Consider the following 20,587-nt stretch of genomic DNA (forward strand, 5'->3'; position numbering starts at 1 on the left):
ACGGGAGACCTGCCATGAAGTCCTCGCTCGCCGCCCTGGCCCTTGCCACCGCAACCGCCGCCCTGCCCGGCCCGCTCGCCGCGCAGCTCAAGGGCTGCGTGCCGGACCCGAACGGGATCACCCGCTGCCCCGGCCCTTCGACCTTTTCGACCGATCATCTGGGGATCACCCGCGAGCGTCGAAGCACGCCGCAGACCACTGACAGGAACGGCATCGTGCGTGACACCACCGATGGCGGCAGCTTCATCGCGCCGGGCGATCCGACGGCGGACCGCGGCGGCGCGCTCAGCGCGACGCGCCCGCCCGACACGACGCGGCGGGCGCAGCGCAATTGCGTGACGGACGAGGATGGCGTGGTGCGCTGCGACTGAGGCGCCGGGCCGCGTCAGTCGGCGGGCGTTGCCGCGCCCTCCTGCGCCTCTGCAGCCGGCGCGGCGGCCTGACCGGGCTCGGGCGCTTCGCCATTTGTCGCGTAGACCAGCCACCAGACCAGCAGCAGCGCCACGACGACCAGCGCGCCCCAGATCGCCATCAGGGGCCAGCGGTGTTCCTTCTTCTGCGTCTTCGTGTTGGTATCGGGTGCGGACATGTCTTTCCTCCCTTGCGCGGCATTGTTTACGAGAGGCATGCCGGAGCCTCTGCTCCCGCCGTCCTCGACGCCATGCCGCGCGCCACTGGCATTTCACCGGCGCAGCGGTTGCCGCGCGTCTCTCATGAGCATAACGTCCCGCTGGCGCGCCGGTTCCGGCAGGCGCCAGCCCTCCACTTCAGGCAAGGAGACGCCCATGAAGGACGCAAGCCCACAGACCATCTACCTCAAGGATTACACCCCCTTCGGCTGGACCGCCGAAGAGGTGCATCTGACCTTCGTGCTTGCGCCCTCGGCGACCCGCGTCCGCTCACGCATCCGCTTTGCACCCAACCCCGATGCGCCGAAGCAGGACTTCTTCCTGCACGGTGAGCAGATCAAGCCGATCTCCTTCGCCATCGACGGCGCCCCTGTCACCCCCGAGGTCACCGACACCGGCCTCACCTGCGCCGTACCCGAAGGCGCCTTCACCTGGGACTCCGAGGTCGAGATCGCGCCGGTCGAGAACTTTGCGCTGGAAGGTCTCTACATGTCGAACGGCATGTATTGCACGCAATGCGAGGCAGAGGGCTTTCGCAAGATCACCTTCTACCCCGACCGTCCCGACGTGATGTCGGTCTTCACCGTGCGCATCGAGGGCGACGAGAGGGTCAAATTGTCGAACGGCAATCCGCAGGGCTCCGGCGAGGGGTGGGCCGAGTGGCACGATCCGTGGCCGAAGCCCGCCTATCTTTTCGCGCTCGTGGCCGGCGATCTGGTCAACCACCCCGGCAGCTTCACCACCGTGTCGGGCCGCGAGGTCGAGCTGAACCTCTGGGTGCGCCCCGGCGACGAGGGCAAATGCGCCTTCGGCATGGAGGCGCTGAAAAAGTCGATGAAGTGGGATGAGGAGGTCTATGGCCGCGAGTATGACCTCGACATCTTCAACATCGTCGCCGTGGACGATTTCAACATGGGCGCGATGGAGAACAAGGGGCTGAACATCTTCAACTCCTCCGCCGTGCTCGCCTCGCCCGAGACCGCCACCGATGCCAACTTCGAGCGCATCGAGGCGATCATCGCGCATGAGTATTTCCACAACTGGACCGGCAACCGCATCACCTGCCGCGACTGGTTCCAGCTGTGTCTGAAAGAGGGTCTGACGGTGTTCCGCGACGCGCAGTTCACATCCGACATGCGCGGCGAGGAGGTCAAGCGCATCTCCGACGTGATCGACCTGCGCGGCCGCCAGTTCCCCGAGGACCAAGGGCCGCTCTCGCACCCGGTGCGCCCCGAGAGCTTCCAGGAGATCAACAACTTCTACACCGCCACCGTCTACGAGAAGGGTGCCGAGGTGATCGGCATGCTCAAGACGCTGGTCGGGGACGAAGCTTACGCCAAGGCGCTCGACCTTTACTTCGAACGCCACGACGGCGATGCCGCCACCATCGAGGACTGGCTGAAGGTCTTCGAGGATGCCACCGGGCGCGACCTGACCCAGTTCAAGCGCTGGTACTCGCAGGCGGGCACCCCGCATGTGGCGGTCTCCGAGGCCTTCGCGGACGGCACCTACACGCTGACCCTCAAGCAGCACACGCCCCCCACCCCCGGCCAACCCGACAAGGCGCCGCAGGTGATCCCGGTGGCTGTCGGCCTGCTCTCGCCCAACGGCGACGAGGTGCAGCCGACCACCGTGCTTGAGCTGACAGAGGCGGAGCAGAGCTTCACCTTCGACGGCCTCAGCGCCAAACCCGTGCCCTCGATCCTGCGCGGCTTCTCGGCCCCGGTGGTGCTGGACCGAGAGACGAGCCGCGAGGAACGCGCCTTCCTGCTCGCCCATGACACCGACAGCTTCAACCGCTGGGAAGCCAACCGCGATCTGGCGCGCGAGTGCCTCGTGGCGATGATCACCGAGGGCGCCGAACCCGACACCGCCTGGCTCGACGGGCTCGAAGCGGTGATCCGCGACAGCGCGCTCGATCCGGCCTATCGCGCGCTGATGCTGGGCACGCCGACGCAATCCGAGCTGGCGCAGGTGCTGCACCAGCGCGGCGTGACGCCGGATCCCGACGCGATCTGGACCGCCACCGAGGTGCTCAAGAAGACCCGCGCCGAGCGCTGGTCGCAGCTGCTGCCGCAGCTCGCCGAAGAAGCAAGGGTCACCGAGCCTTACCAGCCCGATGCCGAGCAATCCGGCAAGCGCGCCCTTGGCGGCGCGGTGCTGGCGCTGACCTCGCGTCTCGATGGCGGCGACGCGGCCAAGGCGCAGTTCGAGAGCGCCGACAACATGACCCTGCAGCTCTCGGCGCTGGCCTGCCTCGTGCAGGCGGGTGCGGGCGAGGACGCGCTCGCGAAGTTCCGCGCCCAGTGGAACGGCGACCGGCTGGTGATGGACAAGTGGTTCGCCCTGCAGGTCGCCGCCTCTGGCCCCTCCGAGACCGCAGACCGCGCCAAGGCTCTGACCGAGGACCCCGACTTCGACTGGAAGAACCCCAACCGCTTCCGCGCGGTGATGGGCGGTCTGGCGATGAACCACGCCGGATTCCACCGCATCGACGGCGCCGGCTACCGGCTGCTCGCCGACTGGCTCATCAGGCTGGACGAGAAGAACCCGCAGACCACCGCGCGCATGTGTTCGGCCTTCCAGACCTGGAAGCGCTACGACGAGACCCGCCGCGGCATGATGCAGGCAGAGCTCGAGAAGATCGCCGCCAAGCCCGGTCTCTCGCGCGACGTGACCGAGATGGTCACCCGTCTGCTGTCATGAGCCGGCTGCTGCTGGTCACCGGCGGCAGCGCCGGCATCGGGGCGGCAACCTGCCGCCTCGCCCCCGCCCGCGGCTGGGAGCGCGTCGTGGTCCACTACGGCCTTGACCGGGACGGCGCCGAAGCGGTGGCCGAGGAGGTCCGCGCCGAGGGCGCCGAGGCGCATGTCATCGGCGCGGATGTCTCCGATCCCGCGCAGGTGGCCGAGCTTTTTGCCGAGCTGACCGCGCTGGCGCCGGGGCCGCTCGACCTGGTCAACAACGCCGGCATCGTCGCGCCCACGGCATCGCTCGCCGATCTGACCCCCGAGCGGGTCCGGCGGGTGTTCGAGGTCAACGTCTTTGGCGCCATCGAGGTCGCCCGGCAGGCGGTGGCCTACATGCGCGCCCACGCGGGCGGCGGCGTGGTCAACGTCTCGTCGGTAGCGGCCCGGCTGGGATCGGCGCGGCAATACATGGATTACGCCGCCTCCAAGGGTGCGATCGACACCTTCACGCTGGGTCTCGCCGACGAGCTGGCCTCCGAGGGCATAAGGGTGAACGCGGTGCGACCCGGGCTGATCGAAACCGCCATCCATGCCAAGGGTGGCGAGCCCGACCGACTCGCCCGCATCGGCCACACGCCGCCGCTGGGCCGCGCTGGCACCGCCGAGGAAGTGGCCGAGAGCATCCTGTGGCTGCTGTCGGAGCGCGCGGGCTACGTGACCCGCAGCATCCTCGACGTCGGCGGCGGGCGTTGAGCCCCTAACCCTCTTGAATCGATAACGGGCGGAACCAACCTTGGTCCCGCCCGTTCATACATTGAAACGATCTTCAGCAGATCAGCCGTCGCTCTCCAGCAGTTGCCCCTTGGTGGAGATGAAGGTGTTGGCATAGCTCGCATCGAGCGCGCGCGAGCGGGCCAGCGGGCGAGTGCCCGCGCCGAGCTCGTTCGAGGCCATGATGCCGGGCAGAAGGCTCGCCGGACGCCCGACCGGGCGCAGCGAGCGGCCCATGCCAGTGCAATAGCCCTGCGCGCGGGTCCAGGCGATCATGTCCTCACGCTTCTTGCGCGAGTGGAACGGGCCCCAGTCGGCGGCCACGCCCCGCATGTTGGCGCTGACCACGCCATCGCGGGCGACGGTGCGCGCCATGATGCGCAGGCCGCAGGAGAGATTGGCCCGCGGGTCCTTGAGACCATCCACCGTGGTTGCCTGGCAGCCGTAGAGCCGCGCGGTCGAGGGCAGGATCTGCATGAGGCCGATCCACTTGCCGCCGCCGCCCACGGCGGTGGGCTTGAAGGTGCTCTCGTGCTTGACCAGCGCCGAGACGAGGCCCAGCCAGAAGGCCTCGCGCTGCTCGCGCGATCCACTCTCGTAGGCCGGGCACCATGTGTCGATGTCCGCCGGCACCACGTCTGGCAGTGCGTTGGCATGGCCACGCAGCGACGAGAGTACCGCGAGCGACCAGGTGCTGCGCCCTCCCGTGGTGCCCCAACGGGCCTTGGGGATGGACATGCGCCGGGCCAGCGGGCGGGGCGAGGCGGACACTGCCAGCAGCGACTCCGGGGTCCCCGACATCGCGTCGCGCGAGACCAGGGGCATCGTTGGGGCCGCAACCGCGAAGGCGGCCTGCGTGACGGGTGCAGGGCCGGTATTCGCTTGGGCCATCGGCGCTATCATGAGCGCCGCAAGGGCAGGAATGAAACGGTTCAGCATGGCGGGGAACTTGCCCACGAAGAACAATCCCGGCAAGCCTGACGCGGTATTATGCGCGGCGGATCGCCGACGGCAAACAGACATGACTGGAATCCTGCCGATTTTCGGTGGATTCTGATCTATAGCGTTTGAACAATTTGCCGCCGATGCGCCCATTGTGCGCCCCGGGCTGATCGTGCCTGCGCCCCGGTTCGGCCCGAATCCCCCTCCAGCCTGCGCCGCATGGCACAGCACGTTCTCCGATTTCGGCCCCGCCTGCCCGCCCTCACCCGGCGCCTTTTGGCGCGGCATGCCCCGGACTACGCTGCCGGGCAAAGGCAGGGCTGCGCACCAGAGGTCGGTGAAAACGGCTCTCGGGGCGCCGCAACCCGCGCCGAGACCCGATGTACGCCGGGGTTCGGCCCGCCAAGCGTGAAGATCCCTGTCCGCGAGACCACCGAGGCAGAGGAGGCCCGCGCCGAGATCACCCGCCGCGGGTTGCGCCTTGCCCGCCAGGAACGCTGGGGGGCGCTCGAGGAGGCGTTGGCCGAGGCGGACCATTCCGCCGCGCTCACGCCCGAGGGCACCCCCGTCACCCGGCTGCTCTGCGACGGCGCGGTGCAGGATGTGCTCCTTGGCGTCGCCGCGGCGGTGGCCCGCGGCGATGCCGAGGCGGTGCGCCGGGCGCTGCAGGGCCATTCGGAGGCGCTCGGCCCGACACCCGAAGCGCCCCTGCGCGCGCTGCTCGCCGCCTGGCCGCAGATAGGGGCCGCCCGGCTGTGGCGCGCGGGCACCGCGCCGCTCTCGGCGGCGGCGCGCGCGTCATTGGCGCGGCAACACCTAGAGACCGCGCATCTTTTGCTGCGCCCGCATGACCCACGTGCGCTTGGCTCGCCCGCGCTGCAATCGGCCTGCTGCGCCGTGCTCGAGGTGCTGCCGGCCCCTGCGGCGCATGTCGAGCGAAACCACGAGGCGCTGATCGCCATGCAGCCCGCCTGCCCCGATCATCTGCGCGCCTATGGGCGCGATCTGTCCCCGCAGAGGTTCGGCACCTGGCCCGAATTGGACCGGGCCGCGCGGCGCATGGCGATGCGCACAGCAAAGATCTGGGGCAGCGGCGGCTACTGCTGGGTCTGGCTCGACGTGCTGGCGACGCAGCCCGAGGGGCTGGACCATGTCGACGGAGAGCTTTTCACCGCCGGTCTGCACGATCTTCTGCAGCCGCATCCGCCGAAGGCCTGGCCGGATCAGCACATGGCCAACCTGCTCGCCGCCCATTGCGCCGCGCTGGCCCCCGGGCGGGACGGCGGGGCCGCACCCCGCATCTCCGGCTCTCTTAGCTGGATCGTCGAGGATCACCTCTGCGAGCTTCACCCCCTGCTATGGGCACCGCCTCTGCCGGATGGTCCTGCGCCGGACGAGGCGGCGCAGCGCGAGGCGGGGCATGCCCGCGCGCAGGAGATATTGAAGACGCTTTTCGACCATCAGCTCAGCCGCGGGCGCCAGGTGATTTTCACCGAGCAGGGACTCGCGCTGCAGCCTTCGGGCTGCGCGTCCTGCACCCTTGCCCCCTGTGCCGCTCTGGCGTATCCCCGTCACAACCTGAGAGACGAGGACCCCCCATGCTTGACCTGAGCTTCGAGCCCCCCAAACCCAAGGTCATCGCCGGCGCCAAATACGATTGGGAGCTGGTGATCGGGATGGAAATCCACGCCCAGATTTCCACCGAGGCAAAGCTGTTCTCCGGCGCCTCGACCAAGTTCGGCGCTGAGCCCAACTCGAACGTGGCCTTCGTGGACGCGGCAATGCCCGGGATGCTGCCTGTGATCAACGAGTACTGCATCGAGCAGGCCGTGCGCACCGGGCTTGGCCTGAAGGCAGAGATCAACCTGAAGTCCGCCTTCGACCGCAAGAACTACTTCTACCCCGACCTGCCGCAGGGCTACCAGATTTCCCAGCTTTACCATCCGCTTGTCGGCGAGGGTGAGGTGATCGTCGACATGGAGCCGGGCATCGCGCGCAAGGTGCGCATCGAGCGCATCCACGTCGAGCAGGACGCCGGCAAGTCGATCCACGACATGGACCCGTCGATGTCCTTCGTCGACCTCAACCGCACCGGCGTCGCGCTGATGGAGATCGTCTCGCGCCCCGACATCCGCGGCCCCGAGGAAGCGGCGGCCTATGTGGTCAAGCTTCGGCAGATCCTGCGCTATCTCGGAACCTGCGACGGAAACATGCAGAACGGCAACCTGCGGGCGGACGTGAACGTCTCGGTCTGCCGTCCCGGACAGTACGAGAAGTACCAGGAGACGCAGGACTTCAGCCACCTCGGCACGCGCTGCGAGATCAAGAACATGAACTCCATGCGCTTTATCCAGCAGGCCATCGACTACGAGGCGCGGCGCCAGATCGCCATTCTCGAGAACGGCGGCAAGGTGGATCAGGAGACGCGCCTCTACGATCCGGACAAGGGCGAGACCCGCTCGATGCGCTCGAAGGAAGAGGCGCATGACTACCGCTACTTCCCCGATCCAGACCTGCTGCCGCTCGAGATCGAGCAGGCTTGGGTGGATGACATCGCCGCCTCGCTGCCGGAGCTGCCCGACGAGAAGAAGGCGCGCTTCGTCAAGGAGTTCGGCCTGTCGGAATACGACGCCGGCGTGCTGACCGCGGAAGTGGTCAACTCGGCCTATTTCGAAGAGGTGCTGAAAGGCTGCGACGACGGCAAGCTGGCCGCAAACTGGGTGATCAACGAGCTTTTCGGTCGCCTCAAGAAGGAAGGCCATGACATCACCGAGAGCCCGGTCTCGCCGGCGCAGCTCGCGGGGATCGTCTCGCTCATCAAGAAGGGCGACATCTCGGGCAAGATCGGCAAGGACGTCTTCGAGATCGTCTACACCGAGGGTGGCGACCCGGCGAAGATCGTCGAGGAGAAGGGCCTCAAGCAGGTCACCGACACCGGTGCCATCGAGGCCGCCGTCGACGAGGTGATCGCGGCCAACCCGGCGCAGGTCGAAAAGGCCAAGCAGAACCCCAAGCTGGCGGGCTGGTTCGTCGGCCAGGTGATGAAGAGCACCGGCGGCAAGGCCAACCCCAAAGCGGTCAACGACATCGTCGCGGCCAAGCTCGGGCTCTGATCACGGTTATATTGAACATGAAAAGGCCGCCCGGTTGGGCGGCCTTTCTTGTTTGATCCGTATCCTCCCGATGCCCGGGCGGCCCTGCGCCCTACCCCCGCGCCGCGAGCAGCGCGCGCAACTGGCTCGGGAAGAGCTGCAGGATCAGCGTCTCCGACATCGCCTCGCCCTCGTAGGAAACATAGGTCCGCAGGTCGATCGGCTCATCGTCCTCTGCCGCGATGGCCGAGAAATCGAGATCGAACATCGCCCGCCAGTTCTTGGTGCTGACCACCGGGTAGGCGACCTCGCCCGAGATTTCCCCGCGCGAGGCGGTGACCACCGGGAGCGCGCCGGAGCTGCGGTCCAGCGCCTCCATGCCCAGCCCGTCGAAGTCGCAGACGATCTTGACCGTGTCCGCCGGACGCGGCTGGCCGGGGATGCCCCCCCTGCCCATGCGCACGGCGATGAAGCGCGCCGCCTGCGGCGGCACCGGGCAATCCTCGAGCCAGGTGAGCTGGTAGTTCAGGCTGTAGGAGCTGCCCGCCGCCGCCGGCTCGGCCGGTGTCCAGAAGGCGACGATATTGTCGTGGATCTCGTCATCCGTCGGCAGCTCGACAAGCGTCACGGCGCCCTCTCCCCAGCCCTCCTGCGGCTTGATCCAAGCCGAGGCACGGCGCTCGTAGAACACGCCGTCATCCTCGTATTCGCCGAAGTCGCGCTCGCGCTGCATCAGCCCGAAACCGGCCGGATCGGTGGCGCCAAAGGCGTTGGCCATAACCCGTGGCGGGTTGTTGAGCGGGCGCCAGATGCGCTCGCCGCTGCCGGTGTGGATCTCGAGCCCGTCGCTGTCATGCACCTCGGGGCGCCAGTCGGCGGCGACATGGCGGTTGTGCTTGCCGTACCAGAACATCGATGTGAGCGGCGCGATCCCCAGCCGTTCGACGTCACCGCGCAGGAAGATCTCGGCCGAGACGTCCTGGATGACCCCGTTGTCGCGCCGCGAGGCGATGCGGTAGGCGCCGGTGGCGCGCGGGCTTTCAAGCAGCGCGTAGGTGGTCATCTCGCCGCCCTCGCCCTGCTCGAGCCAGAAACGGGTGAAGCGCGGGAATTCCTCGGGGCCGTCGGGGATCGCCGTGTCCATGGCGAGCCCGCGCACCGACAGGCCGAACTGTCCCGAATACCCCGCCGTGCGCCAGTAGGACGCGCCAAGGAAGGCCATCCAGTCGAGCCTCGTCTGCGGATCCTGCACGGCAAAACCGGCGAAGCCCTCGGTCTTCTCCAGCCGGTTGGCCGGATTGCCCTGCGGGATGTCGAAGAGATCGCGCGAGAAGGGCACCTCGCGCGCGGTGCCTTCCTCGAGCGCGTAGACATGTACCGGCTCGGGGAAGTAGCGGCCCGGGAAGAAGAAGCGCACCGGCTGCGCCGTGCCCTGGTCGGCCCAGAGCGCGCGGTCTTCGCGGAAGCTGATCGCGCCGTGGGCGTCATAGTCGATCTGTTGCAGGATCTCGGCGTCGGGCACCGCCATCGGGGTGAACGCCTCCTTGGCGAGACTCGCCGCCAGCTCGCGGAGCGTGTCGAAGGAAAAGGGCTTGGGCGGGCCAAGCGGGATACCCGAGGCGATGGCGCCGCTCTGTGCACGGGCAAACTCGGGCAGCAGGCTGAAGGCGCCGCTGGCAAGGGCGGAGGCAAGGAAAGCGCGGCGGTCGAGCAGGTCAGCGGACATGCGGGTCTCCGAGAAACTGTCATTCCTGAGCAAATTTGGCACTTTTCCGCGTCGCAGCAATTGCATTTTGCCGGGATGGGCGAGGCTTTGCCGATTTGACGCCGTTACGTCAAATGCGCGTCACTCGCGGACCCTGCAGCTCACGCCAGCGCGCGCGCCTCGAGACCGCGGGCGATCTCCTCGGCAAGCTGCGCCACCCTCGCCCGCGAGTCGGTGCGCTGCGCATAGGCGCGCAGGCCAAAGATATCGACCTGCAGCCGGCTGGCGAGCTGCTGCGGGTCGGCTTCCGGCGCGATCTCGCCGCGCTCCTGCGCCTCGCCGAAGGCGCGGGCAAACATCGCCTCCATGCCCCGCATCAGCGTCTCGGTCTGGACCCGCAGCGTCGCATCGTCGTCGGGTGTCTCGAGCAGGGTCTTGACCAGCATGCAGGCGCGCGACGGGCCGGAGTCATCGGTGCAGCCAAGGCGCCGGACGTGGTTTGCGAGCCCCTGAAGGCGGCTCGGCGCGGCCGCGAGGGTCTCGAGGAACTGCGTGCGCGACAGCTCGGCATAAAGCGCCAAGGTCTCGGAAAACAACGCTTCTTTCGAGCCGAAAGCCGCATAGATGGAGCCCGGCCGCATGTCGAGCGCCACCTCGAGATCCTTGAGCGAGGTGGCGTGGTAGCCCTTGGCCCAAAAGAGCTCGAGCGCCTTGCCCAGCACGTCTTGCCTGTCGTGTCGTGCCTGTCTGGCCATGCGCGTATCCGTCTCCCGTTCCCGTCTCACCCGGCCGCTCGTCGCGGCCGGATCTCGCCGGGCTTTAACAAGCGACAAGATATAACTTGAGCAATCACTCAAGTAAAGCTACCCCTGCGCATGCAAATTGAGCATTCGCTCAAGAATCAGAGGGAGAGATCCAGATGACCGAGTTCACCCGCCACACGCTCGACACCGCCCCCGAGGCAAGCCGCCCGCTGCTGGAGCAGTCGCAGAAAGCCTTCGGCCGCCTGCCCGGCCTGCACGCGGTGATGGCCGAGGCGCCGGCACTGCTCGACGGCTACAAGCAGCTGCACCGGCTGTTTGCCGAGGAAACCAGCTTCGACAAGGACGAGATCACCGTGGTCTGGCAGACGATCAACGTCGAGCACGCATGCCATTACTGCGTGCCTGCCCACACCGGCATCGCCAAGATGATGCAGGTGGATGACGCCATCACAAACGCGCTGCGCGACGAGACCCCGCTGCCCAACGCCCGGCTCGAGGCGCTGCGCGACTTCACCCTGCAGGTGGTGCGCCAGCGCGGCGCGCTCGACGAGCCGCAGGTGCAGGCCTTCCTCGACGCGGGCTACACGCAGCGGCAAATCCTCGAGGTGATCCTCGCTGTCGCACAGAAGGTCATGTCGAATTACACAAACCACCTTGCGAACACCCCGGTCGACCAGGTGATGCAGAAGTTCGCCTGGGAGAAAAAGGGCGCCGCCGCGGCCTGAGGGCCTTGCGGGCCGGGGTCAGAGGCGCCCCGGCCCGCCTGCCAGCCGCTCGAGGTGCCGCGCCTCGATCGCGCTCAGCCGGGCCGCCGCGGCGTCCGCGCAGCCCGTCCGGGCAAGCGCCCCGCGCCAGGCGCGCAGGGCCGAGCGCGGCGACCAGGGCAGTGCCGCCTGCGCCAGCCAGGCACGCAGGTCGGGCGGCAGCCGGTCGTAGGCCGACATGACATCCCCTTCGCGGCGACGGGTCGGCGCGGCCCCAAGGTTGCGCTCTCCGCCCGCCTTCATGCCGCCTGCGCCTCGCGCCACAGCGGGAAGGGATCGGCCAGCCCTTCCCAGCGGAGGGGCTCAAAGCTCTTCTCGGGCACCAGCGCCGCATCGAGCGCCGCCGTGATCTTCTCCCGGTCCACCCCAGCGCCGATGAACACCAGCTCCTGCCGCCGGTCGCCGTAGGGCTCTTGCCAGTGCTGGCCGAGATAGTCGCGGAAGGCGGCATGCCCGGGCATCCGCTCCGGCGGGACACTGGCCCACCAGCGCCCCATCGGGCGCACCGAGCTGAGCGCGCCGGCGAGCGAGAATTCCGCCAGCCAGTCGGGCCGCGTGGCGATCCAGAAATGCCCCTTGGCCCGGATCACCCCCGGCAGCGGCCCGTTCAGCACCGCGTGGATCTTCTCGGGCACGAAGGGCCGCCGCGCCCTGTAGACGAAGGAGGACACGCCGTATTCCTCGGTCTCGGGCACGTGTTCGGCGAACCCGTAGAGTTCCTTGGCCCAGAGCGGGTGCGCATGCGCCGTCTCGAAATCGAAACGCCCGGTGCCCATGATGCGGCTGGGGTCAACGCGGCCATAGTCGGCCTCGACGATCTCGGCATCGGGGTTGAGCGCGGTGATGATGAGCCGTGCCGCAGCCCGCGCATCCTCGCCCGCGGTCGCGACCTTGTTGAGCACCACCACGTCGGCGAACTCGATCTGATCGACCAGCAGATCGACAAGCCTGCGCTCGTCCGCCTCGCCGAGGCTCTCACCGCGATCGGCAAGGAAGTCGTGGCTGGAATAATCGCGCAGCAGATTGGCGGCATCGACCACCGTCACCATCGTGTCGAGCCGGGCGATGTCCGACAGGCTTTCGCCCGCCTCGTCGCGGAACTCGAAGGTGGCGGCGACGGGCAGCGGTTCGGAAATCCCGGCGCTTTCGATCAAGAGGTAATCGAAGCGCTTCTCGGCGGCCAGTCGGCGGACCTCGGTCAGCAAGTCGTCGCGCAGGGTGCAGCAGATGCAGCCATTGGTCATCTCGACCAGCGTCTCTTCGGTCTGCGACAGGTCCGCCCCGCCCTCGCGCACGAGATCGGCGTCGATGTTCACCTCGGACATGTCGTTGACGATGACCGCGACGCGGCGGCCCTCGCGGTTGTTCAGCACCTGGTTGAGCAGCGTCGTCTTGCCCGCCCCCAGAAAGCCCGAGAGCACGGTGACGGGAAGGCGCGGATCGACGGCAGGGGTGAACATGGGCGGGCGCTCCTGATTCGTTACGTTATAACATTTCGAATACCTCACCCCCGGCGCCGGTTGCAACCCTGGCCCCGGCTTGCCAATCGGCGGCACCCTGCCTAAGGCAATAAAGACGCAACGTTAAGGACCGACCATGGCACGACCCTCCGGACGACCCGGGCCCGACCTGCAGAACGTGACGACCGGGGCCATGGTGGCGATCGTTGGTGTGTTCAGCTCATTCCCGATCGTGCTGCAGGGGCTGACGGCGGTCGGCGCGAGCCCCGAGCAGGCCGGGGCCGGGCTGGCGGCGGCGGCGATCTCGATGGCGATCGCGGGCATCGTGCTGGCCTGGTGGCGCCGCGAGCCCGTCTCCTGCGCCTGGTCGACCCCTGCCGTGGCGCTGCTCGCCGTTTCGCAGCCGCTCGCGGACGGTTTCGCCGGGGCGGTGGCAGCCTTCATCGTGGCGGGCGGGCTGATCACGCTGGCCGGGCTCTGGCCGGCGCTGGCGCGGCTGGTGACCTCGGTGCCGACGGCGCTGGCGCAGGCGATGCTCGCGGGCGTGCTGGCAGGGCTCTGCATGGCACCTTTCCGCGGGCTTGCCGAAGCGCCCGAGGTGGCGCTGCCAATCCTGCTGAGCTGGTTCGTCGTCGGGCGGGTAAAGCGCATCCTCGCAGTGCCCGCCGCGGTATTGGCGGCGTTTGGGGTGACGCTCTGGGCGCATGACTTCTCGTTGCCGATGACCGGAGGCTGGATGAGCCACCCGGTGTGGGTCGCCCCTGCCTTCTCGCTTGAGGCCGTCTTGAGCCTCGGCGTCCCGCTCTTTGTCGTTACCATGGCAACCCAGAACATCCCTGCCGTCGCGGTGCTGCGCAGCTTCGGCTACACGCCGCCCCCGGGCCCCCTGCTGGCGGGGGTCGGCGGGATCTCGCTGCTGACCGCGCCCTTCGGCAACCCGGCGACCTGCCTCGCCGCGATCACTGCCAGCATGTGCGCCAATGCCGACAGCCATCCCGATCCCTCCCGGCGCTATTGGTCGGCGGTGATGGCCGGGGTTTTCTACAGCCTTTTCGGGTTTTTCGCCGTGGCGGTGACCGCCGTCGCCGCGCTTGCCCCGCCAATGACGCTACAGGTGCTCGCGGGCGTGGCGCTGTTGCCGGTGTTTGCGAGTTCGGCAAGCGGCGCGCTGCAGGCCGAGCAGAGCCGCGAGGGCGCCGCGGTGACCTTCCTCGTAACCGCCTCGGGCATCACCCTCTGGGGGCTGGGCGCGGCGGTCTGGGGGCTGGTGCTGGGCGGTATCGTGCTTGCGGTACGGCATCGGAAAAGCTGAACATTCGCTGCGGGTTATCGCCTCGGTTGCAAAATGCGCGCCGCCCCTTTCAATGCCGCGGAAAGTGCTTAGCTCGAGTCGCTGTCGGGGCACCGTGAGGCCGCGATCCCGCCCCCAGCATTGTTCGGGGTCACGGGGAAAGTCATTTGTTTCGGGCTATTCTTCCCGATTTCATGACGCAACCGGGAGACGCGCTTCGGCGTGCTCCCGGTCTTTAACCCGGTCTTTACTTGCCGCCCCCTGCGCCTTACCCAATTGTTAACCAATGCGGTTCAGCGAAAAGGGAAAGGGGCGCGTCACGATGAAAACCCATGAGTACAAGGTGATCCCCGCCCCAACCAAGGGAGAGAAGGCCAAGGCCGCCAAGGGCCCCGAGGGCCGCTTCGCCGTGTCCATGTCGCGGCTGCTCAACGAGATGGCCGAGCAGGGTTGGGAGTACATCCGCGCCGACATCCTTCCCAGCGAAGAGCGCAGCGGGCTGACCTCGACCCAGACGGTCTGGCGCACGCTGCTGGTCTTCCGCCGCCCGGTGCCGCAGGCTGCGGCGGTCACGCCCTTCCGGCACGAGCCGGTGGTCGCCGCGGTCGCGCCGCCGCCGGCCGGGCCCCTGCCCGCCGGGCCCGAGGTGACGGCCCCCGAGCCGGTTGCGCCCGAGCCCCTCGCCGAGGAGGACGCTTCAGACAGCCCCGCGAAGAGCGACGCCGACAAGGTGAGCTGACACGACCCGGCCGGTCGCGCCGCGCGCGGCTCAGCCCTGCAGGTCCAGCGACAGCGCGTGGATCGCGCCCACGAGGTCGCTTCCCAGCGCCGCATGTACGGCGCGGTGTCTCTGGATGCGGCTCATATCGGCCAGTTCCGCCGCGCGCATGCGCACGTGAAAATGGCTCTCGCCGCCCTCCTGGTAGCCGGCGTGGCCCACATGCTTTTGACTTTCGTCGAGAACCTCCAGTTCCGATGGGTCAAAGGCCGCTCGCAGCCGGGTTTCGATCTCGTTCGCTCGCGACATTTTTGGCTCCTGCCTCTTCAAACTCGGTCAGGATTGTCTAAACTCCCTCGTCCGAGTCGAAAAGGTGAGACCATGAGCAGACCCGACCCCTTCGGTTTCGACATGTCGATTAAGTCGGCTAAGAAAAAGAATCCGCGTGGCCGGCGCGGCATGACCGGCGAACAGGAGACCTCCACCCGCGTGTGCGAGCACGACGGCTGCCAGGAGCCGGGCAAGTTCCGGGCGCCCAAGGCGCCGGACGTGCTCGATGAATTCAAGTGGTTCTGCAAGGATCACGTGCGCGAGTACAACAACCAGTGGAACTTCTTCCACGGCAAGACCGAGGCCGAGATGAACGCTCAGGCCACGTCGGACAAGGTGTGGGAGCGCAAGACCAAGGACTACCGCGACCCCGAGCAGCGGGCCTGGGCCCGCCTCGGCATCGAGGACGCGCATCAGGTGCTGGGCGACAATGCCACGCGCAACCCGGGCCGCAAGGCGCCGGGCGGCGGCCGGCGACTGCCGCCGACCGAGAAGCGCGCGCTCGAGATCCTCGAGGTCGAGAGCGCCGAGACCAAGGCCGACGTGCGCAAGGCGTACAAGAAGCTGATCAAGGTGCTGCACCCGGACATGAACGGCGGCGACCGCTCTCAGGAAGAGCAGTTGCAGGAAGTGGTCTGGGCCTGGGACCAGATCAAGGACAGCCGGAACTTCAAGTGATGTACGGGCCCCGCGGGGCCCGTTTTCGCGAGGGCTGCCCTGCAAGGTCGCGGACCCTGCGCTGCGCCGCTGATGGCGCTCCGGAGGAGCCCTCAAAGGCCGCCCCCAGATGCACAACCCAAAGGCACAACCTATTGGTGTGAATTTCTCGACACATGACCCAAGGTTGTGCTAGCCTCCTCGTGTCGGACGCTTTTTCGCGGCCGATTGAAGGCGACGCGAGCTCCCTGTCGTGTCCACTCACGGACCAAGTCGGCCTGCACACCGCTCCCCCTGGTTGTGCAGGCCCCTTGGGACGCGAGTCCCCGCAGCCTCCGCACCCGACCCGACCGGCGCACCCGGCCGGGTCGGGATCCTTCACGGAAACGCCGCCTGTTCGCCGTGTCTAGCCCTGCCCTTCCGCTGGCTTGCCTGGGGCTGTCTTGCCCGGCACGAAATGCAGCGCGATGCCGTTGATGCAGTGCCGCTTGCCCGTGGGCGGCGGACCATCGTCGAAGACATGCCCCATGTGCGAGCCGCAGCGGCGGCAATGGCACTCGGTACGGGTCATGAAGAACGAGCGGTCGGCCCTCAGCCCCACCGCGTCCGGCAGCGCCTCGTAGAAAGAGGGCCAGCCGGTGCCGCTGTCGAATTTCGCCTCCGAGCTGTAGAGCGGCAGATCGCAGCCCTTGCAGTGAAACAGCCCGGCGCGCTTTTCCTTGTCGAGCGGCGAGCTGAAAGCGCGCTCGGTGCCCGCCTCGCGCAGCACCTTGTACTCGGCGCGTGTCAGGCGGCTGCGCCATTCCTCGGGGCTACGGGTGATCTCGAAACGCGCTTCGGCGCGGGCCCGCCCGCGCCATGCCAACGTCGCCGCGAGACCCGCGAGGACTCCTCTGCGTCTCATGGTCTCCTCTCCTCTTCCTCCATCTCCAGAGATGCGCCTCCGACCCGACCGCGGTCAAGCCGCGGGCTGTCACACCGCCGTGACACCGCGCTCACCGGGGCGAGAGCTGCCCCAGCGCGATGACCGGCCCGGTGGGACGCCCCGTGGCAGACCCCCCCGGGGGCTCCTCGGAGAGCGCAATCGTGGCCCCGGGGAGCTGACTCCGAAGCGTCGGCGCCACCGAAAGCGACGTCACCGCCTCGGCCCCGAGCACCCCCAGAGAGACCGGCGCGCCTGCGCTGTCCGACAGAAGCCACAGTTCCAACGCCCGGTCCAATGGAGCCTCGCCGGTCTCGCGTGTCACCCTCAGGCTCTGGTCCCGAGGCGCGTAGTCGGCCCGCAACGCAATCCCCTGCGCCTCCGCGACCAGCCGGGCCTGCAGCTCGGGCCCGGCGCTGCCCGGCGTCAATACGCCCGAAACCAGCGCTGCCCAGGCGATCCCCGCCGCCGCCACGGCCCCGAGAAGGTAGGGCAGCACCTGCCGCCAGGGCGCCACCCGGGGCGGACCATGGGTCCGCGCTTCGATCTGCGGCCAGAGGTGTTCAGGCGGCGTGACCTCGGCGATATCGGCGGTGAGCGCGGCGAAGCAGGCCTGCCAACTGGCGACCTCCCGGCGGAGCCCGGCGTCGCGCGCCAGCAGTGCCTCGAAATCCCGAAGCTCGGGCTCGGGCAGCAGACCCAGCACGTATTCCGCCGCACTCGCCTCCACGCCCTCGGGCGGGTCCGGCTGCGGCGGGCCGCTCATCGGCTCAGGCAATCCCGCAGGGCCATCAGACTGCGCCGCAGCCAGGTCCTGACGGTGTTGAGCTTGACCCCGGAGGCCTCGGACAGCTCGGCATAGGTGGCCCCCTCGAGATAAGCGCGGCGGACCATCTCGGCGCGATCGGGCGGCAGCTCCTCCATGCAGAGCGCCAGCGCCGCCGCCTCGGCCCGCGCCTCGGCCTGCTCGGCGGGGCCCGGCTCCGGATTGGCAAGCCGCTCGTCAAGCTCGATCGGCTGCACCGCCCGCCCAACGTCGCTGCGGCGGCGGCGGTCGACGGCGGCGTTGCGCGCCATCGTGATCAGCCAGGTCATCGGCGAATAGCCGTTCACCCGGTAGCTGCCGGCATTATTCCAGAGCTTCACGTAGGTGTCCTGCAGCGCCTCCTCGGCCTGGGGCCGATCCTGCAGCACCCGCAGGCAGACGCCGAAGAGCTTCGCCGAGGTGCGCTCGTAGAGCCGCGCAAAGGCGGCACGGTCGGCCATGGCGACGCGCGCGATCAGATCCTCGAGATCGGAATGGGGGGAACTCGCCACGTACCGCGCCTGCCTTTTTTCCGTACTGTTCATAGAGTAGTGCCCGAGGTGGCGGCGGCGCAAACACAAACCGTGGCAATTTCACCTTCGCCCGCGCGGCGCCCGCGACGCCCTGCGGGGCCCGCGACAAAGCCCGCCGCCGCCCCCTTGCCCTTGCCCGCGATATGGGGCACGACGGTCCACGAGAATTTCTAACGACCGGACAGGGGCACGACCATGGCGGATGGCACGATCGACATCAATGCGAAACCCACCGAGGAAATCTCGGTCCGCGAGGTGTTCGGCATCGACACGGACATGGTGGTGCACGGCTTCCCCGACCGCACCGACCGCGTGCCGGATCTCGACAGCACCTACAAGTTCGACCCCGACACCACGCTGGCGATCCTCGCGGGCTTCCGCAACAACCGCCGGGTGATGATCCAGGGCTACCACGGCACCGGCAAGTCGACCCACATCGAGCAGGTCGCCTCGCGCCTCAACTGGCCCTGCGTGCGCGTCAACCTCGACAGCCACATCTCCCGGATCGACCTGATCGGCAAGGACGCCATCAAGCTGGTGGACGGCAAGCAAGTCACCCAGTTCCAGGAAGGCATCCTGCCCTGGGCGCTGCGCAACCCCACCGCCATCGTCTTCGACGAGTACGACGCGGGCCGCGCCGACGTGATGTTCGTGATCCAGCGCGTTCTGGAGACCGACGGCAAGCTGACCCTGCTCGACCAGAACCAGGTGATCACGCCGCACAAGTACTTCCGCATCTTCGCCACGGCGAACACCGTCGGCCTCGGCGACACCACGGGTCTCTATCATGGCACCCAGCAGATCAACCAAGGCCAGATGGACCGCTGGAGCCTGGTCGCGACGCTGAACTACCTCAGCATCGATGCCGAGGTGAACATCGTCCTGTCGAAGGCGCCGCATTACAACAACGAGAAGGGCCGCAAGACCATCCGCCAGATGGTCACCGTCGCGGACTTCACCCGCCGCGCCTTCATGAACGGTGAGCTCTCGACCGTGATGTCGCCCCGGACGGTGATCGCCTGGGCCGCCAACGCCGAGATCTTCCGCAATGTGGGCTATGCCTTCCGCCTGTCGTTCCTCAACAAGTGCGACGAGCTCGAGCGGCAGACCGTGGCCGAGTTCTACCAGCGTTGCTTCGACGAGGAACTGCCGGAAAGCGCCGCCTCGCTGTCGCTGGCCTGATCAAGCGCAGGAAGATCGACCGGGATGGGCCGCAGCCTGGCGCGGCACCATCGGCACGCCAGAGGGGCTCCGCGCCCGTCGACAGCGCCGCCGCCCCCGGGGTATCTACGAATAAATGACCAAGGGGGCGCGGTCCGCTACGGGCCGCGCCCCCTTGGGGTAGAGGGGTGGGGTAATAGGTTTCGGGAGGACCAAGTATGGCTAAGTCCCTGCATATCGGGCTGATCGGCGGCATCGGGGTCGCGGCGACGCTGGTCTACTACCAGCGGCTCTGCGCCGCCGTGAGCGCATTTGGCGCGCCGCTCGAGCTGACGATCGTACAGGCGGACGTGCAGGAGCTGATCCGCAACAACCTCGCCGACAATCGCGAGGCGCAGGCCGAGGTCTACGCCCGGCTGATCGACCGGCTGGCGGCGGCGGGCTGCGACTGCGCCGCGATTACCTCGCTCGGCGGGCATTTCTGTTTCGACGAGACCGAGGCGCGCGCCGCACTGCCGCTGGTCTCCGCAGTGGCCCCCCTCGATGGGTTTTTCGCCGCGGAGCGGCTGCGCCGCGTCGGCCTGCTCGGCACCCGCGTGGTGATGCGCACGCGTCTCTACGGCCAGCTCGCGCGCACCGAAGCGGTGGCGCTCGATGCCGAGACCGAGGCCCTGGGCCAGCGTTACCAGGAGATGGCGGTGGCCGGAACCTGCTCGGAGGCGGACCGCGCGGCCTTCTTCGATGCGGGGCGGAGAATGGTCGAGGATATGGGCGCCGAGGCCATCGTGCTTGCTGGCACCGATCTCAACCTCGCCTTCGACGGCGCCCATGATCCCGGCTACCGGGTGATCGACGCGCTCGACGTGCATGTCGATCTGCTGGCGCGGCTTGCCACCGGGAGGGCCTCGCTGTGACCCCGCTGATCACTGCCCTGATCCTCGCCACCGGCAGCGCGGCTTGCCACCGGGAGGGCCTCGCTGTGACCCCGCTGATCACTGCCCTGATCCTCGCCACCGGCAGCGCGGCAGCCGACGGCGAAGCCGCCGCCGATTGCGCCGCACTCTGGCAGGGCGTCGCGCTCGAGGCCGCGGACAACCCCAGCCTCGGGGGCTCGCCGGACAGCGCCAGCCTGCTCGCCAGGCAGTTCAGCCTGGGCGCCGCCGCCGCGGGCCTCACCGGCCAGCCGCTGCGCAGCGCGATCCTGGAGGCCCTGCCCGATTACCGGCTGCTCTATCGTGGCGTCATCGCCGAGGATGAGCAGAGCCGCGCACTCTTCGAGCGCCGCGCCGCGGAATGCGCGAGCCTGCTGCGCGGAAGCTGACCCCGGCTGCCGCGGCGGCGGCGCGCAAGACT

At 68.3% G+C, this 20,587-nt stretch carries 22 protein-coding genes; 12 read left to right on the forward strand and 10 right to left on the reverse strand.

Annotation, left to right across the window (positions count from 1 at the left end; genetic code table 11):
- Nucleotides 1-14 precede the first annotated feature (14 nt).
- Nucleotides 15-371, forward strand: coding sequence for a hypothetical protein (locus G0Q01_RS19160; RefSeq protein ID WP_164191605.1), 357 nt, complete (start codon nt 15-17; stop codon nt 369-371).
- 14 nt (nt 372-385) lie between these two features.
- Here the strand turns inward: G0Q01_RS19160 and G0Q01_RS19165 are convergent, their stop codons facing one another.
- A complete protein-coding gene (locus tag G0Q01_RS19165) occupies nt 386-589 on the reverse strand; it encodes a hypothetical protein (RefSeq protein ID WP_164213736.1) in 204 nt (67 codons plus the stop codon).
- A gap of 196 nt (nt 590-785) precedes the next feature.
- On the opposite strand from G0Q01_RS19165, the gene pepN reads away from it, so the two are divergent.
- Both pepN and G0Q01_RS19175 read left to right on the forward strand, forming a co-directional pair.
- Nucleotides 786-3,335 (forward strand): aminopeptidase N, encoded by a 2,550-nt coding sequence (gene pepN, locus G0Q01_RS19170; RefSeq protein ID WP_164191608.1) that lies wholly within the window; start codon nt 786-788, stop codon nt 3,333-3,335.
- Nucleotides 3,332-4,072 (forward strand): SDR family oxidoreductase, encoded by a 741-nt coding sequence (locus tag G0Q01_RS19175; RefSeq protein ID WP_164213738.1) that lies wholly within the window; start codon nt 3,332-3,334, stop codon nt 4,070-4,072. Before pepN ends, G0Q01_RS19175 begins: the two co-directional genes overlap by 4 nt.
- An 81-nt stretch (nt 4,073-4,153) precedes the next feature.
- On the opposite strand, the gene G0Q01_RS19180 is transcribed toward G0Q01_RS19175, so the two are convergent.
- Nucleotides 4,154-4,981, reverse strand: coding sequence for a transglycosylase SLT domain-containing protein (locus G0Q01_RS19180; RefSeq protein ID WP_235940267.1), 828 nt, complete (start codon nt 4,979-4,981; stop codon nt 4,154-4,156).
- A 459-nt stretch (nt 4,982-5,440) separates the two neighbouring features.
- Here G0Q01_RS19180 and G0Q01_RS19185 point away from each other — a divergent pair, with 459 nt between their 5' ends.
- Together G0Q01_RS19185 and gatB are read left to right on the forward strand one after the other, a co-directional pair.
- Nucleotides 5,441-6,643, forward strand: coding sequence for a hypothetical protein (locus G0Q01_RS19185; protein WP_164191616.1), 1,203 nt, complete (start codon nt 5,441-5,443; stop codon nt 6,641-6,643).
- Nucleotides 6,631-8,145, forward strand: coding sequence for an Asp-tRNA(Asn)/Glu-tRNA(Gln) amidotransferase subunit GatB (gene gatB, locus G0Q01_RS19190; RefSeq protein ID WP_164191618.1), 1,515 nt, complete (start codon nt 6,631-6,633; stop codon nt 8,143-8,145). The genes G0Q01_RS19185 and gatB overlap by 13 nt, the downstream gene beginning before the upstream one ends.
- 91 nt (nt 8,146-8,236) lie before the next feature.
- Here gatB and G0Q01_RS19195 read toward each other — a convergent pair whose 3' ends face one another.
- A complete protein-coding gene (locus G0Q01_RS19195; RefSeq protein ID WP_164191621.1) occupies nt 8,237-9,850 on the reverse strand; it encodes a glucan biosynthesis protein in 1,614 nt (537 codons plus the stop codon).
- 140 nt (nt 9,851-9,990) lie between these two features.
- Entirely contained in the window at nt 9,991-10,584 is a 594-nt protein-coding gene (locus tag G0Q01_RS19200; RefSeq protein WP_164191624.1) for a TetR/AcrR family transcriptional regulator, read from the reverse strand.
- A gap of 164 nt (nt 10,585-10,748) precedes the next feature.
- On the opposite strand from G0Q01_RS19200, the gene G0Q01_RS19205 reads away from it, so the two are divergent.
- A complete protein-coding gene (locus G0Q01_RS19205) occupies nt 10,749-11,318 on the forward strand; it encodes a carboxymuconolactone decarboxylase family protein (RefSeq protein ID WP_164191627.1) in 570 nt (189 codons plus the stop codon).
- 18 nt (nt 11,319-11,336) lie between these two features.
- Here the strand turns inward: G0Q01_RS19205 and G0Q01_RS19210 are convergent, their stop codons facing one another.
- Both G0Q01_RS19210 and G0Q01_RS19215 read right to left on the reverse strand, forming a co-directional pair.
- The gene (locus G0Q01_RS19210; RefSeq protein ID WP_164191630.1) at nt 11,337-11,600 is read right to left on the reverse strand and encodes a DUF6525 family protein; all 264 of its coding nucleotides are present in this window, start codon (nt 11,598-11,600) and stop codon (nt 11,337-11,339) included.
- Nucleotides 11,597-12,817 (reverse strand): GTP-binding protein, encoded by a 1,221-nt coding sequence (locus G0Q01_RS19215; protein ID WP_164213739.1) that lies wholly within the window; start codon nt 12,815-12,817, stop codon nt 11,597-11,599. The genes G0Q01_RS19210 and G0Q01_RS19215 overlap by 4 nt, the downstream gene beginning before the upstream one ends.
- Nucleotides 12,818-12,953: 136 nt before the next feature.
- Here G0Q01_RS19215 and G0Q01_RS19220 point away from each other — a divergent pair, with 136 nt between their 5' ends.
- Together G0Q01_RS19220 and G0Q01_RS19225 are read left to right on the forward strand one after the other, a co-directional pair.
- Entirely contained in the window at nt 12,954-14,129 is a 1,176-nt protein-coding gene (locus G0Q01_RS19220) for a benzoate/H(+) symporter BenE family transporter (protein ID WP_164191646.1), read from the forward strand.
- A gap of 301 nt (nt 14,130-14,430) precedes the next feature.
- Nucleotides 14,431-14,847: a DUF4177 domain-containing protein gene (locus tag G0Q01_RS19225; RefSeq protein ID WP_164191648.1), complete on the forward strand. Its 417-nt coding sequence runs from the start codon at nt 14,431-14,433 to the stop codon at nt 14,845-14,847.
- 30 nt (nt 14,848-14,877) lie between these two features.
- On the opposite strand, the gene G0Q01_RS19230 is transcribed toward G0Q01_RS19225, so the two are convergent.
- Nucleotides 14,878-15,135 (reverse strand): BolA family transcriptional regulator, encoded by a 258-nt coding sequence (locus G0Q01_RS19230; RefSeq protein ID WP_164191651.1) that lies wholly within the window; start codon nt 15,133-15,135, stop codon nt 14,878-14,880.
- A 72-nt stretch (nt 15,136-15,207) separates the two neighbouring features.
- On the opposite strand from G0Q01_RS19230, the gene G0Q01_RS19235 reads away from it, so the two are divergent.
- Nucleotides 15,208-15,834 carry a DnaJ domain-containing protein gene (locus tag G0Q01_RS19235; RefSeq protein ID WP_164191653.1) on the forward strand — a complete coding sequence of 209 codons (627 nt, stop codon included), beginning with the start codon at nt 15,208-15,210 and terminating at the stop codon, nt 15,832-15,834.
- A gap of 385 nt (nt 15,835-16,219) precedes the next feature.
- Here G0Q01_RS19235 and msrB read toward each other — a convergent pair whose 3' ends face one another.
- The 3 genes from msrB to G0Q01_RS19250 form a co-directional block, all read right to left on the reverse strand.
- Complete coding sequence (gene msrB, locus G0Q01_RS19240; protein WP_164191672.1) at nt 16,220-16,717, reverse strand: peptide-methionine (R)-S-oxide reductase MsrB; 498 nt, start codon at nt 16,715-16,717, stop codon at nt 16,220-16,222.
- A 91-nt stretch (nt 16,718-16,808) separates the two neighbouring features.
- Complete coding sequence (locus G0Q01_RS19245; protein WP_164191675.1) at nt 16,809-17,501, reverse strand: anti-sigma factor domain-containing protein; 693 nt, start codon at nt 17,499-17,501, stop codon at nt 16,809-16,811.
- Entirely contained in the window at nt 17,498-18,001 is a 504-nt protein-coding gene (locus G0Q01_RS19250) for a sigma-70 family RNA polymerase sigma factor (RefSeq protein WP_235940283.1), read from the reverse strand. The genes G0Q01_RS19245 and G0Q01_RS19250 overlap by 4 nt, the downstream gene beginning before the upstream one ends.
- A gap of 267 nt (nt 18,002-18,268) precedes the next feature.
- On the opposite strand from G0Q01_RS19250, the gene cobS reads away from it, so the two are divergent.
- The 3 genes from cobS (at nt 18,269) to G0Q01_RS19265 (ending at nt 20,555) form a co-directional block, all read left to right on the forward strand.
- Nucleotides 18,269-19,255 (forward strand): cobaltochelatase subunit CobS, encoded by a 987-nt coding sequence (gene cobS / locus G0Q01_RS19255; RefSeq protein WP_108965094.1) that lies wholly within the window; start codon nt 18,269-18,271, stop codon nt 19,253-19,255.
- Nucleotides 19,256-19,452: 197 nt separating this feature from the next.
- A complete protein-coding gene (locus G0Q01_RS19260; RefSeq protein ID WP_235940270.1) occupies nt 19,453-20,148 on the forward strand; it encodes an aspartate/glutamate racemase family protein in 696 nt (231 codons plus the stop codon).
- Entirely contained in the window at nt 20,145-20,555 is a 411-nt protein-coding gene (locus G0Q01_RS19265; protein WP_164213740.1) for a hypothetical protein, read from the forward strand. The genes G0Q01_RS19260 and G0Q01_RS19265 overlap by 4 nt, the downstream gene beginning before the upstream one ends.
- Nucleotides 20,556-20,587: the final 32 nt, after the last annotated feature.

The sequence above is a fragment of the Salipiger sp. PrR007 genome (genome assembly GCF_010499845.1).
GTDB classification, from domain to species: Bacteria; Pseudomonadota; Alphaproteobacteria; order Rhodobacterales; family Rhodobacteraceae; genus Salipiger; species Salipiger pacificus_A.